Annotated in this window: 14 protein-coding genes; 11 read left to right on the top strand and 3 right to left on the bottom strand. The window is 66.6% G+C overall.

Annotated features, from left to right (window positions below; translation table 11 throughout):
• Both BLT03_RS20555 and BLT03_RS20550 read right to left on the bottom strand, forming a co-directional pair.
• Positions 1-1,068, bottom strand: a 1,068-nt coding sequence (locus tag BLT03_RS20555; protein ID WP_139160461.1) for a type VI secretion system Vgr family protein, incomplete at its 3' end; no start/stop codon positions are given.
• A gap of 239 nt (positions 1,069-1,307) precedes the next feature.
• A complete protein-coding gene (locus BLT03_RS20550; protein ID WP_092745628.1) occupies positions 1,308-2,780 on the bottom strand; it encodes an aminotransferase-like domain-containing protein in 1,473 nt (490 codons plus the stop codon).
• 122 nt (positions 2,781-2,902) lie between these two features.
• On the opposite strand from BLT03_RS20550, the gene BLT03_RS20545 reads away from it, so the two are divergent.
• The 11 genes from BLT03_RS20545 (at position 2,903) to BLT03_RS20500 (ending at position 13,757) form a co-directional block, all read left to right on the top strand.
• Positions 2,903-3,502 carry a LysE family translocator gene (locus BLT03_RS20545; RefSeq protein ID WP_092745627.1) on the top strand — a complete coding sequence of 200 codons (600 nt, stop codon included), beginning with the start codon at positions 2,903-2,905 and terminating at the stop codon, positions 3,500-3,502.
• 118 nt (positions 3,503-3,620) lie between these two features.
• Positions 3,621-4,622, top strand: a complete 1,002-nt coding sequence (locus BLT03_RS20540; protein WP_092745626.1) for a DMT family transporter — start codon at positions 3,621-3,623, stop codon at positions 4,620-4,622.
• Positions 4,623-4,729: 107 nt separating this feature from the next.
• Complete coding sequence (locus BLT03_RS20535) at positions 4,730-5,920, top strand: aminotransferase-like domain-containing protein (RefSeq protein ID WP_092745625.1); 1,191 nt, start codon at positions 4,730-4,732, stop codon at positions 5,918-5,920.
• A 3-nt stretch (positions 5,921-5,923) separates the two neighbouring features.
• Positions 5,924-6,544, top strand: coding sequence for a glutathione S-transferase family protein (locus BLT03_RS20530; RefSeq protein WP_092745624.1), 621 nt, complete (start codon positions 5,924-5,926; stop codon positions 6,542-6,544).
• 53 nt (positions 6,545-6,597) lie between these two features.
• Complete coding sequence (locus tag BLT03_RS20525; RefSeq protein ID WP_092745623.1) at positions 6,598-7,464, top strand: PhzF family phenazine biosynthesis protein; 867 nt, start codon at positions 6,598-6,600, stop codon at positions 7,462-7,464.
• A gap of 292 nt (positions 7,465-7,756) precedes the next feature.
• Positions 7,757-8,632 (top strand): PhzF family phenazine biosynthesis protein, encoded by an 876-nt coding sequence (locus BLT03_RS20520; RefSeq protein WP_092745622.1) that lies wholly within the window; start codon positions 7,757-7,759, stop codon positions 8,630-8,632.
• A complete protein-coding gene (locus BLT03_RS20515) occupies positions 8,629-9,330 on the top strand; it encodes a VOC family protein (RefSeq protein WP_271466311.1) in 702 nt (233 codons plus the stop codon). Before BLT03_RS20520 ends, BLT03_RS20515 begins: the two co-directional genes overlap by 4 nt.
• 121 nt (positions 9,331-9,451) lie before the next feature.
• Positions 9,452-10,345: a threonine dehydratase gene (locus BLT03_RS20510; RefSeq protein WP_092745640.1), complete on the top strand. Its 894-nt coding sequence runs from the start codon at positions 9,452-9,454 to the stop codon at positions 10,343-10,345.
• Positions 10,346-10,781: 436 nt separating this feature from the next.
• Positions 10,782-11,828, top strand: coding sequence for a hypothetical protein (locus BLT03_RS24110; protein WP_139160460.1), 1,047 nt, complete (start codon positions 10,782-10,784; stop codon positions 11,826-11,828).
• A 3-nt stretch (positions 11,829-11,831) separates the two neighbouring features.
• Positions 11,832-12,944 carry a hypothetical protein gene (locus tag BLT03_RS24105; protein WP_139160459.1) on the top strand — a complete coding sequence of 371 codons (1,113 nt, stop codon included), beginning with the start codon at positions 11,832-11,834 and terminating at the stop codon, positions 12,942-12,944.
• 141 nt (positions 12,945-13,085) lie between these two features.
• Positions 13,086-13,757, top strand: a complete 672-nt coding sequence (locus BLT03_RS20500) for a histidine phosphatase family protein (RefSeq protein WP_092745620.1) — start codon at positions 13,086-13,088, stop codon at positions 13,755-13,757.
• Positions 13,758-13,790: 33 nt separating this feature from the next.
• Here the strand turns inward: BLT03_RS20500 and BLT03_RS20495 are convergent, their stop codons facing one another.
• On the bottom strand, positions 13,791-14,693 hold the full coding sequence (locus tag BLT03_RS20495; protein WP_092745619.1) for a LysR family transcriptional regulator: 903 nt from the start codon (positions 14,691-14,693) through the stop codon (positions 13,791-13,793).
• Positions 14,694-14,803: the final 110 nt, after the last annotated feature.

The following is a 14,803-nucleotide window of genomic DNA, read 5'->3' as shown; positions in this document are numbered from 1 at the left end:
GCTGGTGGGCTGCGCCTGCAGGGTGAACTTCTGGAACGAGCCCTCTTCCTGCGGCGTGCCCTTGGGGCCGGGCGCGACGGCGCTGACCTGGGGGTTTTCCTTGAAGTGGTATTGCAGCCCGGTCAGCAGGTACTGCTGGTTCTGGTCTTCGCGGGGGTGGTTTTCCAGGGTGAAGGTGTAGCCAGGGGCGAGCGCCCGGTGGCGCGATTCGCCGTGCACGGTGCTGTGGCCGGTGAGGCTCGACTGCAGCCGCGAGCGCGCGTAGTTTTCGCCGTCGCCGAACTCGGTGTAGCCGCCGGGCCACTCGTAGATTTCGTGGCTGTCGTGCGCGTGGCCCGGGGGCGTCTGGCGCATGTTGGACAGGTCGGCCTTCGGCTTCTTGAAGTCGTAGTCGTCGTTGTAGTGCCGCCCGGGCTTGATCTCCTGCGCCAGTTGCCAGGCGTGGATGTTTTCCTTGTCGGCCACCGCGGCTTTTTCGGGCGGGTAGAACGGAATGACGGCAGCGCCGGCAAGCGGGCTGTGCGAGGCGACGATGTCGTCGGCCAGGGTGAGCACGTGCTGGCCGGCGCTGTGCTCGTGAAAGTAATAGATGCCCTCGTGCTCCATGAGGCGCGAGACGAAGGCGCAGTCGGTCTCGTTGTACTGCACGCAGTAGTCCCACGTGCGGTAGCTTTGCGTGAGCTTTCTTTGCAGCGGGTAGCCGTATTTGCCGAGCACCTCTTCGATGATGTCGGGCACGGTCTTGTTCTGAAAGATCTTGAAGTCGCTTTGCCGCGTGGCCAGCCACAGCCAGGGGCTCATGCGGGCCTTGTAGGTGTAGTGGCGGTGGTCCTGGCCCTGCAGGCCGAAACGGGTGACGATGCCGTCCAGGTAGCGGCGCCCGCCCCCTTCGGTTTCCACCACCACGGTGGCGCTTTTACCGAGCAGGGCCTTGGGGTCGATCGACTTGCTCTCGCTCAGCAGGTCCACGTCGAAGGAAAACAGCTCGCTCAGCGCTTCTTTGCCCTGCAGCTGGCGAAACTGCAACTGCTCGCCCAGGGGCGTCTGGATGGTGACTCGGCGTGTCATGGGTGCAGCGGCCTATCAAGGCCGGCGGGTCGGATTGGAATGGGCCGAATGATAGTGCGCGGCCGAGCACATTCCTCCCTGCGAAAATCCCCCCGAACGCGGGAAAATGCCTCCAGTTGTAACCAACTGCGGCGCTTCGCTGTCCAAAACGCACCAAATCGCGGCGTGGTGCGCTCCGCCTTTCCCCGCGCCCGGAAAACCCCGACCGCTACCTCAGCGGTCGGCCTCCAGGCCTCCCCTCACCCCCGAACGCCACCCGCCAGCGCGGCCGCCTGCTCCTGGAACACGCGCCAGAAGGCCGCGTCCTGCGTCGTGGTGAAGTTGATGCGCATCAGCGTGCAGGGCTGGCGGCTGGCATGGAACAGCGCGCCGGGCGCGAGCAGATAGCCCTCGTCCAGCATGCGCTGGGCCAGCACGTCGGTGTCAACGCCGGTTTCCACCCAGCCGAACATGCCGGCCGGCTCGGCCGCGAAGGTGCAGCCGGCCTCCAGCGCCAGTTGCACGCTGCGCGCGCGGGCCTGGGCCAGGCGCTGGCGCATGCGGTCGCTGTGGCGGCGCAGCATGCCCTGGTCGATGCACAGGGCCATGGCCTTTTCCAGCAGCGACGGCGTGGTCAGCGTGGACAGCAGCTTGGTATCGAGCAGCGGCTCCACCAGATCGGGCGGGGCGGCCAGGTAGCCCACGCGCCAGTTGGGAGCGAGGATCTTGGCGAAGCCGCTCACGTAGATGGTGCGCGCCAGGCCGTCCAGCACGGTCAGGCGCGTGGCGTGCTCGGGGGCGATGTGGCTGTAGGTGTCGTCTTCGACGATGTGAAAGCCGTGCCGCCCGGCCAGTTGCAGCACCTGGTGCGCGCTGCCCGGCGTGAGGCAGTAGCCGGTGGGGTTGTGGAACACGCTCACGCTCACGAAGAGCTTGGGGGCGTGCACCTCGCAATAGCGCTCCATCACCGCGATGTCCGGCCCCTGCGCGCCGCGCGGCACGGGCAGGATGCGCATGCCCAGGGCATCGAGCCGCGCGAACTCGACCGACCAGCCCGGCTCTTCGACCATGACGGTGTCGCCCGCCTTGAGCAGCGTGCGGCTCACGATGTCGAGCGCGTGCGTGGCCCCCATGGTGGTGATGACCTGGCTTGCCTGCACCGGCACGCCGAAGCCCTGCAGACGCCGCGCCAGCACCTCGCGCAGCGTGGGCTCGCCCATGGGGTCGCCGTACTGCAGCGAGCTGTCTTGCAAAGCGCGGCCGCTGGAGACCTTGCGCACCGCCGCGCCCATGAAGGTGTTCTCCAGCCAGTCGCGCGGAAAGACGCCGGCCCCCGGCTGCGGGTGGCTCGAGGCCTGGTGGAACATGCCGCGGATCAGCGCCGTGGCGTTGACGCACGAGCCCGAGGGCAGCGGGGACAGCACGGGGGACGACTTGCGGTCGTTTGCTACGTTATTCATAGCAATACCCCCTAGGGGAATATGCGCTGGAGGCACTTTTTGTGCAATGTCCCGCACATAGAAGCCGCGCTGGCTGCGCGCTTCCACCAGCCCTTGCGCGAGCAACTGGTCGTACGCGGCCACGACGGTATAGGCGCTCACGCCCTGCAGCCGCGCGCATTCGCGCACCGAGGGCAGGCGCGCACCGGCGGGCAGCAGCCGGGCGCGGATGCGTTCGGCGAAGCGCTCGGCCAGTTGCTCGGTGAGGGACCGTCGGGCGGTGCGGGTCAGCATGGGGGCTCCTTCACTGTGCTGATGCGAACACCAATACAGATGATGCGATTGTCGAAATAACTGTATTGCAACTGTAATGGACTCTGCTCCACCATTGGAAGCACTAAATCCCCGAGTCCCCGATGCCCTTCGTCGAATTCACCGCCCTGCTGGCCCTGGCCACCGCCATGAGTTTCAGCCCCGGCCCCAACACCACGCTGGCCACCGCCCTGGCCGCCAACCGCGGCCTGCGCCACGCCATGCGTTTCGTGTGGGCGGTGCCCGTGGGCTGGAGCGCCCTGCTGCTGGTCTGCGCGGGCGGCGTGGGCGCCCTGGTGGTGGCGGTGCCGGCGCTGCGCCTGGCGATCAAGGTCGCGGGCATCGCCTACCTGCTGTGGCTGGCCTTCAAGCTCAGCCGCAGCGCCCAGCTGGGCCAGGCCCAGGCCGGCCGCATGGACGTGGGCTTCTGGCAGGGCGCGGCGATGCAGTTCGTGAACATCAAGGCGTGGCTGCTGGCGCTGACCATCGTGGCGGGCTGGGTGGCCGGGCGCGAAGACAGCCTGGAGCGCCTGGGCGTGGTGCTGCCGGTGATGGTGGTGTTCGCGTTCGCCAGCAACCTCTTGTATGCGGCCACGGGCGCGCTGCTGCGCCAGTGGCTGGCGCAGGGCCAGCGGCTGCTGTGGTTCAACCGCGCCATGGCGCTGGTGCTGGCGATCACCGCCGGCTGGATGGTGAAGGCATGACCGGCCGCCGCCGCTCCCTGCGCCTGCACGGCCACCGTTACGGCCACCTTCGCGGCCACCGTCACGCCTACCTGCACGTACCGCTTCGCCGCCGCGCACTTTCACCGGACCTTCGCCCATGACGCCTTCCACCGAAACGCCGCCCACTGCCAGCCCCGCCACTGCCGCCACGCCCGCTGCGGCCACCGGGCTGCAATCGCCCGAAACGCGCGGCCTGCTGTGGGGCCTGCTGGGCGTGGTGATCTTCGCCTTCACCCTGCCGATGACGCGGCTGGCCGTGGGCACACCCGAGGCGCCGCAGATGTCCGGGCTGTTCATGGCCATGGGCCGCGCGGCCATCGCCGGCGTGCTGTCGGCGCTGCTGCTGTGGGCCCGGCGCGCGCCCTGGCCGCGGCCCGAGGAATGGCGGCCGCTGGCCTTCACGGCGCTGGGCGTGGTGTTCGGGTTTCCGCTGCTCACTTCGCTGGCCATGCGCCACGTGGGCGCGGTGCATGCCAGCGTGATCATCGGCGTGCTGCCGCTGGCCACGGCCGGCGTGGGCGCGCTGCTGCACCGCCAGCGCCCGTCGCCGCGCTTTTGGCTGTGCGCCGTGCTGGGCACGGCCATGGTGGTGGCGTTCGCGGTGCTGCGCTCGGGCAGCGCGGGGCTGTCGCTGCACCCGGCCGATCTTTTGCTGCTGGCGGCCGTGCTGTGCGCCGCCGTGGGTTACGGCTACGGCGGCCAGCTGTCGCAGCGCATGCCGTCGGGCTCGGTGATCTGCTGGGCGCTGGTGATCTCGCTGCCCGCCACGCTGCCCCTGGGCGCCTGGTCGTGGCCCACGGCGCCCATGCCGGCATCGGCCTGGGGCGCGCTGGCGTATGTGTCGGTGTTTTCGATGTGGCTGGGCTTTTTCGCGTGGTACCGGGGCCTGGCGCTCGGCGGCACCGTGCGGGTGAGCCAGGTCCAGCTCGTGCAGCCGTTCCTGGGCATGCTGTTTTCGGTGCCGCTGCTGGGCGAATCGCTCGACGGCGTCAGCCTGGCGTTCGGCATCGCCGTGATGGCCACGGTCGTCGTCGGGCGGCGCGCGCCCGTGCGGCCCGGCCGCCCCATTCACCCCGGACCCGCAGCGATGCGCGGTTAAGCTCTTTCCGGTGGGCCCACCCGCAGCCCGCCACCCGCCGCACAACGGCTTCCTCAACGACGACCCCCTGGCGCCCCGAGAACAAGCGCCCCCTGGAGATGCATTCAATGACGAACTGGACCCTGGCAGCACGCGCCGCAAAGATGAACCCCTCGGTGATCCGCGAGATCCTGAAAGTGACAGAGAAGCCCGGCATCATCAGTCTGGCCGGCGGCCTGCCCTCCCCAAAGACTTTCCCCATCGACGACTTCGCCAAGGCCTGCAGCGCCGTGCTGTCGCAAGACGGCCAGGCCGCCCTGCAATACGCCGCGAGCGAGGGCTACCAGCCGCTGCGCCAGGCCGTGGCCGACTTCCTGCCGTGGGACGTGAGCGTCGATCAGGTGCTGATCACCACCGGATCGCAGCAGGGCCTGGACCTCGTGGCCAAGGTGCTGATCGACGCGGGCAGCCGCATCCTGGTGGAAACGCCCACCTACCTCGGCGCGATCCAGGCCTTCGCCCCCATGGAGCCTGAAGTGGTGAGCGTGGCCAGCGACGACGAAGGCGTGCAGATCGACGACCTGGCCAAAAAGACCGGCTCTGGCGCCGACCAGGCACGTTTCCTGTACGTGCTGCCCAACTTCCAGAACCCCACCGGCCGCACCATGAGCGAAGCGCGCCGCGCCGCGCTGGTGGCCAAGGCCGCCGAGCTAAACCTGCCGCTGATCGAAGACAACCCCTACGGCGACCTGTGGTTCGACCAGCCGCCGCCAGCCCCGCTGACCGCGCGCAACCCCGAAGGCTGCATCTACCTGGGCTCGTTCTCCAAGGTGCTGGCCCCCGGCCTGCGCCTGGGTTTCATCGTGGCGCCGAAGGCCGTGTTTCCGAAGCTGCTGCAGGCCAAGCAGGCGGCCGACCTGCACAGCCCGGGCTTCAACCAGCGCATGGTGCACGAGGTGATGAAGGACGGCTTCCTGGACCGCCATGTGCCCACCATCCGCGCGCTGTACAAGCAGCAGCGCGACGCCATGCTGCAAGCGCTCACGCGCGAGATGGCCGGCCTGGACGTGCAATGGAACACGCCCGACGGCGGCATGTTCCTGTGGGTGCGCCTGCCTGAAGGCATGAGCGCGCTCGACCTGCTGCCCGAAGCGGTGGACCGCAACGTGGCCTTCGTGCCGGGCGCCGCCTTCTATGCCGACAACCCCGACCTGCGCACGCTGCGCCTGTCGTTCGTGACGGCCAGCGCCGCGCAGATCAACACCGGCGTGGGCTCGCTGGCCGCCGCCATCCGGGCGCGCGTCGCCCAGAAGGCGTAACGCATGCTGCGGCTCTGGGGACGCCTGTCGTCCATCAACGTGCGCAAGGTCGTGTGGGCCGTGCAGGAACTCGGCCTGGAGCTGCAACGCACCGACGCGGGCGGCCAGTTCGGGCTGGTGCGCGAGCCCCAGTTCCTGGGGCTCAACCCCAACGGGCTGGTGCCGCTGCTGGAGGACGACGGCTTCACGCTGTGGGAGTCCAACGCCATCGTGCGCTACCTGTGCGCCAAGCACGCCAGCGGCACCCTCTACCCCGAGGACCTGCGCGCGCGCTTCGTCGCCGAGCAGTGGATGGACTGGCAGCAGACCACGTTGAACCCCGCGGGGCGCGACGCCTTCCTGCAGTGGATCCGCACGCCCGAGGCGCAGCGCGACCGCCATGCCATCGCACGGTCGGTGGCAGCCACCGAGCCGCTCATGGACCTGCTGGACGCCCACCTCGCGCAGCAGCCCTACCTGGCGGGCGAACGGTTCACTATGGCCGACATCGCTGTGGGCTGCGAAATCCACCGCTGGTGGGGCCTGCCGCAGGAACGCATCGCACGCACGCACCTGGACGCCTGGTATCAGAACCTGCTGGCGCGCCCCGGCGCACGCGGCGTGATCGACCAGCCGCTGGCCTGACCGCCTGAGCACCTTCTTTCTTCGACCAACCATCCACCGCACCGTTCTTCGCCATGCGCCAGCGCCCGTTCAAGCAGATCGACGTGTTCAGCCTCCGCCCGGGCGATGGCAATCCGCTGGCCGTGGTGCTGGATGCCGAAGGGCTGGACGACGCCGACATGCGCCGCTTCGCCGCGTGGACCAACCTGTCGGAAACCACGTTCCTGCTGCCGCCCACCGAGGCGGGCCGTGCGGCGGGGGCTGACTACCGCGTGCGCATCTTCACGCCGCGCCGGGGCGAGCTGCCGTTTGCCGGGCACCCCACGCTCGGCACCTGCCACGCCTGGCTGGAGGCGGGCCACGTGCCACGCGATGCGGCCCTGGTGGTGCAGGAATCGGCCGCAGGGCTCGTGCGCATCCAGCGCAGCCACGGCCGGCTGGCGTTCGCCGCGCCGCCCCTGCGCCGCAGCGAACCCAGCCCCGCGCTGGTGCCGCTCATCGCCGGGGCGCTGGGCATCCGGCCGCAGCAGATCGAGGCCGCGCAGATGCTGGACAACGGGCCGCGCTGGCTGGGCCTGGTGCTGGACAGCGCAGAGACCGTGCACCGCCTGCGCCCCGACCATGCGCGGCTGAAAGACCTGGGCCAGGACGTGGGCGTGATCCACGTCGGCCCCGAGGCCGCCGACGCCACGCAGCCCGGCGTGGTGGTGCGCGCCTTCGCGGCGCCCATGGGCAATCCGGAAGACCCGGTCACAGGCAGCCTGAACGCCAGCTTTGCGCAGTGGCTCATTGCCGAAGGGCGGGCGCCGCACCACTACCTGGTGGCCCAGGGCGAAAGCCTGGGGCGGGCCGGCCGCGTGCACATCACGCAGGATGCCGAGGCCCAGGTTTGGGTCGGCGGCTGCAGCCTGACCTGCATCGAAGGAACGGTCCGCCTATGAACCGCTGCCCGCCCGCCACACCGCCGCCGCCGACGAGCCCGCACCCCGCGATCCCGAGCGGCTGACCCAACGCATCGCCCCGCGGTACAGCACAGCGCCGCTGCATCGCTTCGTTTTTCTAATGACTGGACGCCGCCCGCGCCGGGCCGCCGCATGGGCGGAGGGAGCGCACGGGTGCTCTGCAGGCACCGGCTCCGCCCGCCGCCTTCGTTTCGTTTTTTCTTCGTTTTCGTTTTCGTTTCCGACCGACCTTCAGCCCTTTCTTCAACCCTTCCGACACACCGTTCACACCATGCGCCAACGCCCGTTCAAACAAGTCGATGTCTTCACCCAGCGCCCCTACCTTGGCAACCCGCTGGCCGTGGTGCTCGATGGCTCGGGCCTCTCCACCGAGGCCATGCAGCACTTCACCAACTGGACCAACCTGTCCGAGGCGACATTCCTGCTGCCGCCCACCGAAGCGGGCCGCGCCGCGGGCGCCGACTACCGCGTGCGCATCTTCTGCCCCGGGCGGGAACTGCCGTTCGCCGGCCACCCCACGCTGGGCAGTTGCCACGCCTGGCTGGAGGCCGGTGGCCAGCCGCAAACCGAGGGCGTGGTGGTGCAGGAATGCGCGCTGGGCCTGATCACGCTGCGCCGCGATGGCGACCGGCTGGCGTTCGCCGCGCCGCCGCTGCTCAAGAGCGGGCCGCTGGCCGAAGAGGACGTGGCGCTGATCGCGCGCGGCCTGCGCATCGAGCGCAGCGACATCGTGGCGCACGCGTGGTGCGACAACGGCCCGAACTGGCGCGGCGTGATGCTCGGCTCCGCCGAACAGGTGCTGGCGCTGCAGCCCGACAGCGCCATCCTCTCGAAGCTGGACATCGGCGTGGTGGGCCCGCGCGGCAAGGTGGGCGTGGTGGGCGCGCATGCCGATGAAGACATCGCCTTTGAAGTGCGCGCCTTCTTCCCCGGCAACAACGGCCTGGCCGAAGACCCGGTGACCGGCAGCCTGAACGCCGCGCTGGCGCAGTGGCTCATCGGCGCGCACCTGGCGCCCACAAGCTACATAGCCAGCCAGGGCACCGCGCTCGGCCGCGCCGGCCGGGTGCATGTGCAGCAGGACGGCGACCGCATCTGGATCGGCGGCGGCTCGGTCACCTGCGTGGACGGCGAGGTGCTGCTGTGAACCTGCCCGACACCGGCATCGACCACCTGGTGGTCATGGCCGACAGCCTGGAAAACGGCGTGCAGTGGTGCCGCCGCACGCTGGGCGTGGTGCCTGCGCCCGGAGGCGAGCACCCGCTCATGGGCACGCACAACCGGCTGATCAACCTCAGCAGCGCCGCCCATCCGCGCACCTACCTGGAGATCATCGCCATCGACCCCGCCGCCGCCGCGCGGCCTGCGGGCGCCCGGCGCTGGTTCGACATGGACGATGCGGCGCTGCAGGCCCGCGTGGCGCAAGACGGCCCGCAGCTGATCCACTGGGTCGCCGCGGTGCCCGACGTGGCGGCGGCCCGCTCGGCGCTGGCCGAACGCGGCCTGGACCGCGGCGAGGTCATCACCGCCAGCCGGCCCACGTCGCTCGGGCTGCTGCAGTGGCGGATCACCGTGCGCCCCGACGGCCAGCGCCTGCTGGACCGCTGCCTGCCCACGCTGATCCAGTGGGGCGACCGCCACCCCTGCTACAGCCTGCCCGCCAGCGGCGTGCAGTTGCAATCGCTGCGGCTCGAACACCCCGAAGCGCCTGCGCTGGCTGCGGCCTGTGCGGCCATCGGCCTGGGCGCGCAGATCGCCGTGGCGCCCGCCGCAACGCCCCGCCTGCAGGCCGTGCTGTCCACACCGAACGGCCCCGTCACCCTCAACGCGCTCGATGCGGCGTGATGCCCTCGTTCCTCACCCGCACAGAAACCCTGCCCTGCGACAGGCACCGCGCCTATCCGTGCCGCCTGTAACGCCCACCGCTAAAGAAAGCCATTCCATGACCACCGCTGCCCCGCCCGCCATGCCATCCACCGACAACGATGCCGCCGAAACGAACGCCCTGGCCGCGCTGCCCACGCTGGCCGACATCGAAGCCGCAGCGCAGGTCGTGTACCAGGACTTCGCGCCCACGCCCCAATACCGCTGGGCGCTGCTGGGCGAGCGCCTGGGCACCGAATGCTGGCTCAAGCACGAGAACCACACGCCGGTGGGCGCGTTCAAGATCCGCGGCGGGCTCACGTATTTCGACCAGCTCGCGCGCCGCGGCGCCCTGCCGCGCGAAGTGGTCAGTGCCACGCGCGGCAACCACGGCCAGAGCATGGGCTGGGCCGCACGGCGCCACGGCGTGGCCTGCACCATCGTCGTGCCGCGCGGCAACTCGGTGGAAAAGAACGCCGCCATGCGCGCGCTGGGCGTGACGCTCATCGAGCACGGCGACGACTTCCAGGAAGCGCGCGAGCACGCCATGCAACTGGCCGCCGACCGCGGCGCGCACATGGTGCCCAGCTTCCACGCCGACCTGCTGCGCGGCGTGGCGACCTACTGGTGGGAGTTCCTGCGCGCGGTGCCGCAGCTGGAAGTGGCCTATGTGCCCATCGGCCAGGGATCGGGCGCGTGCTCGGCCATCGCCGCCAAGCGCGCGCTGGGGCACGGCGTGCGCATCGTCGGCGTGGTGAGCGCCCACGCCACCACCTATGCCGACTCCATCGCCGCCGGCCGCGTCGTCGAAGCGCCGGTCACCACCCGGCTGGCCGACGGCATGGCCTGCCGCGTGGCCGACCCGGCCGCGCTGGCCATCCTGGCGCCGCACCTCGATCCCGCCATGCAGGAGCGTGCATCGCTCGCCGGCATGGCCGTGGGGCTGGCGCTCACGGGCGGCAACGTGGATGCGCCGATGTTCGCCGGCGTGCTGTGAACTGCGGATTCGGCGCAACACCCGCATCGAATCGGCCTCGAGCGCGATGAATACGCCGGCATATCGCTATTGAATTAACAGCAACAGCAATAGCAATAGCAACAGCTTTGGAGTTGCCTGCTCCACACGCCGAAAGCGGATGGAAGAATCTGCCGTCATCCGATTCTCAAAGACGATTTGGCAATTTTTTCTGCCTTGAACGGCGGAAGCATTTGCGGAAACTGTTGCAGGTTCAATTTCTGACTTGTAGGCCCGGTTAGCTGGTATCGAGTCGTAACCACAAACCGAAAAATCTGAGCACGTGGCGAGAAGTTGCAAAAAAGCCGCAGTCAATTACGACCAGTCATGTTAACTTTCGGCGCTTTTCCGAAAGTTAACATTGATCAAAATAATTCATCGATTTTTATCGCAAAGTTGCGCACTTTCTTCGGTTTTAATGGCCATCGCTCCAACAGCGCATGCACAGATCACCATGCAAGGCTGGACGGTTGGGAGTTGGGGAGCAGATGGCAGAAGTTGTTACCCGTCCATCCAGGAAGCCTGCACCATTGGCGGGAATGGTCAATTAAGTCCTTCACCGAGTGCTGGCACAGGATATACCTGCCGGGAAATGGGCACGGAAGGTCCATATTGGGCGGCGATCAACAAATGCTATTACGAGCAATTTCCCACATTGGTCGCTTTGTCAGGACTTTCAGAAACGCCCCCCGCAGCTACGGGCGGGTCCGCCGAAATCACTTTGATTGCCAAGGTCACCAACAGCATCACCGCCAAGTCGGGAGTGGCACTCGGTTTTTCCCTCGATGTCACAGCCAACTCTGGCGGACATGAGCACCACGACGTGGCCCGGCCCAAGGGTTTATTGAACGGAACCCAGGGCGTCACGGATGCCAACGGCGAAGTTAAGCTTACCTTTAAAGCCCCCGAAGTAGCGGGGATTCATTCGATCAAGGTCACTTGTGCCATTTGTTCAAACAGCCCGGTTTCCAAAGAAATTCAGGTCAGGGTGCCAGACCTGCTGCCCATTTCTCCGAATCCCCCCCAGAATGCAGATGGGACTTTCGTGTATGCGCTGACCAGTGTGGATAAGACCCACCAGGGCAATGGGCGTTATCACCACAATCAGTACTATTTGACGCAACAGTCGTTGCAAAATCTGCTTGGTTTAATTGGCTCTTTTGCCGCTGAAGGGTGGGGAACTGTGGCATTGAACGATGCCAGCCTATTTTGGGGTGGCCGCTATGACATCACGTCCAACTGGCGCGGACCACATGCGGGGCATCGAGAAGGCCGTGAAATAGACATTTCTTTCACCCGCGCAAGAAATCCTGTTTCTATCGATAAGCAAAATAATCTTTACAAAAAATTTTGCGAAACCAATGCAGCTGAAGTCCCTTTTTCAATACTTCATCACTACGCGTCGACACCGCACTTCCATGTATTTCTAGAGAAGCAAAAAGCCTGCTTTAAATCGGAGCACTGAACCATGAAATTTTCCCTGTTCATTCGACCTATGCTAGCAGTTCCTTTGCTGTGCTTGGGTTTGGGTTTGGCACATGCCCAAGACAGCGCCGTATTCGACATGCAAAAAAACGCATGGAAGCTTTACTACCAAGACCCAGAAACTTCACAGTGGCTGAATAAGACCTACGTTCAACAGAATGCGATCAAACCAAACATCAAGTCGGCCGTACAAGTCAGCGGATCCGAGCAAATATACCGCTATCGACTAAGCAACAGCCGCGAAGCAAAACAGACAATCGATCTCTTCCGGATTTGGGGACTCCCACTGGTATACGTAATACCAAATTTTCCGGCGGTGACGGCAAACGCAAAAACAGAAAATGACAAATGGACACAGCAATATTGGAATCAATTAATTTCCAAAAGAAATTTTGAAACCAAAATAATCAAGGCGCCTAAAGGCTGGAGCGGAAACTTGCGCGTTGACGAGAATGTGGGTCAGACCAGTTTCGTCTGGACTCCTGGCTTGAAAGATACTGATCCGGATGGCATTTCCCCAGGAAGAACACAAGACGGCTTTGTCGTGACCCGTGTAGAACTGCCCGGCATGGCACGTGCAAAGCTGACCGGGGCCACCGCGGAGCCTTGGGGATTGGATAACCTGCCTGATACGCCCTACTGGAGTCAGAAAATCGACGAAATCCAAGATTTGGATTACGTCTTGGTCCCCGTTCTAGCGCCAGTGATTCCCGTACCGACGCCATATAGCGGTGCGGAACTGGCTCGCAGGTTAAAAACACACGTTCAGTCTTGGGGGAAATACGAGCATATCCATGCCGATGTTTTAACTCGGCTCAACCGCCAGTTCGACGTTTTGATTCCCGCGCTGGAAATGAACAATAAGCCCACCGCACGCGCGGCAGTCGCGGCGATGCGCAAGGAATGCACCGATCACCATCGCGATCTGGTGGATGCCAAGGCCGGGCAAGACGATGACACGCAAGTCTCGGTCGCTTTACCACGCACACCTGCACAGCGTATTGCCACGCCCCCTCCAGCATTCGACCGCCTGGCAGCAAGAGCCTTGATGTTCGATCTGCGTTACCTGGTGGATCGGATGGATTCAGGACGTTGACCGCCGGCTGCAGTTTCAGTGCAACACCTAGATCAAATCGGCCTCCAGCACAATGAATACAACGGCACATTGCTATTAAAATAATAGCAATCGTCGCCCGCGAGACAAAGCGCTGCAGCGGCCCCGCCCAGAATCGCCGGCATGGGAACCCTCTACCTCGTGCGCCACGGCCAGGCCTCGTTTGGCGCGGATGACTACGACCAGCTGAGCCCGCGCGGGCGCGAGCAGGCCGTGCGCCTTGGCGAGTACTGGCGGGCCCGCAACGTGGGGTTCGACGCGGTCATCACCGGCACGCTGCGCCGGCACGTGCAGACGCTGGAGGGCATCGCCGAGGGCCTGCAGATCGTGCCCGAACCGCTGGCGCTGCCCAGCCTGAACGAGTACGACAGCGCCGCGCTCATCGCCGCGATCCACCCGCATCCGCTGCCCCGGCCCGACACGCCGGAACTGTACAAGTACCACTTCCGACTGCTGTGCGATGCGCTGGCGCAGTGGATGGGCGGCACCATCAGCCCGGTGGGCATGCCCAGCTGGGTGGCGTTTTCCAGCGGCATCCGCGCGGCTCTGGAGCACGTGCGCCGCCACCACGTGGGGAACAACGTGCTGCTGGTGTCCAGCGGCGGGCCGATCTCCACCGCCGTGGGCGAGGTGCTGAGCACCCCGCCCGAGGTGACCATTGCGCTGAACATGCGCATCCGCAACAGCGCGGTGACCGAGTTCAGCATCGCCCCCAAGCGCCTCATGCTGCAGACGTTCAACACGCTGCCGCACCTCGATACCGAAGAACACGCGAGCTGGGTGACGCACGCCTGATGCCGGCCTGACCCCTGCTGCGCCTGCCTGCGTTCAGGGATTGGCCTGGATGAAATCCACGAACGCCCGCAGCGGCGCGGGCACCAGCCGGCGGCCCGGGTAATAGAGCGAAGGGCCGGAAAAGCCCAGCCACCAGGGCTTGAGCACCGGCTCGAGCGCGCCGCTGTCCAGGTGGGGCCGCAGCCATTCCTCGAAGAGGTACACGATGCCGGTGCCCGCCACTGCGGCATCCACCGCCAGATCGGCCGCGCCGCCAAGCCGCACGATCAGCGGCCCGGTCACATCGACGCGCACCACGTCCTCGCCGGGCCGCTGGAACTCCCACAGCGGCATGGCGCCACTGGCGAAGCGGCCGCGCAGGCAGGCGTGGGCGAGCAGGTCGCGCGGATGCTCGGGGCGGCCATGGCGGTCCAGGTAAGAAGGCGCTGCGGCGGCGGCGAAGCGCTGCACCCGGGGGCCGATGGGCACGGCGATCATGTCCTGCTCCAGCCGCTCTTCGTAGCGAATGCCGGCGTCGCAGCCGGCGGCTAGCAGATCGACGAAGCCGTCTTCCGAGATCACCTCCAACGCGATGTCCGGATAGGCGGCCAGAAAGCGCGGCACGATCGACGGCAGCACGAGGCGCGACGCGCTGACGGGCACGTTCAGCTTCAGCGTGCCGACGGGCCGGTCGCGAAAGCCGTTCACCACATCGAGCGCCGCCTGCACCTCGTTCAGCGCGGGGCTCAGGCGCTCCAGCAGGCGTTGGCCAGCCTCGGTCGGCACGACACTGCGGGTGGTGCGGTGCAGCAGCCGCACGCCCAGCTTCGCCTCGAGCCGGCGCACGGCCTCGCTCAAGGCCGAGGCACTGCCGCCGCTCAGGCGCGCGCCGTCGCGAAAGCCCTTGGCCCGCGCCACCGCCACGAAGGCGTTCAGATCGCCGAGGTCCACATCCATTGTTTTGAATCCTGCACAGCCTGTGCCGATTATGGTGGCTTATCAAACAGTGTTGGCCTCCCTAGACTTCGCCGAAGGCTTTGATCAGCGCCCCGACCGAGCCCCGCGAT

This window comes from Paracidovorax valerianellae, assembly GCF_900102625.1.
Classification (GTDB): domain Bacteria; phylum Pseudomonadota; class Gammaproteobacteria; order Burkholderiales; family Burkholderiaceae_C; genus Paracidovorax; species Paracidovorax valerianellae.
Note: the sequence above shows the minus strand (reverse complement) of the source record. Positions and strands in the feature narration are given on the sequence as shown.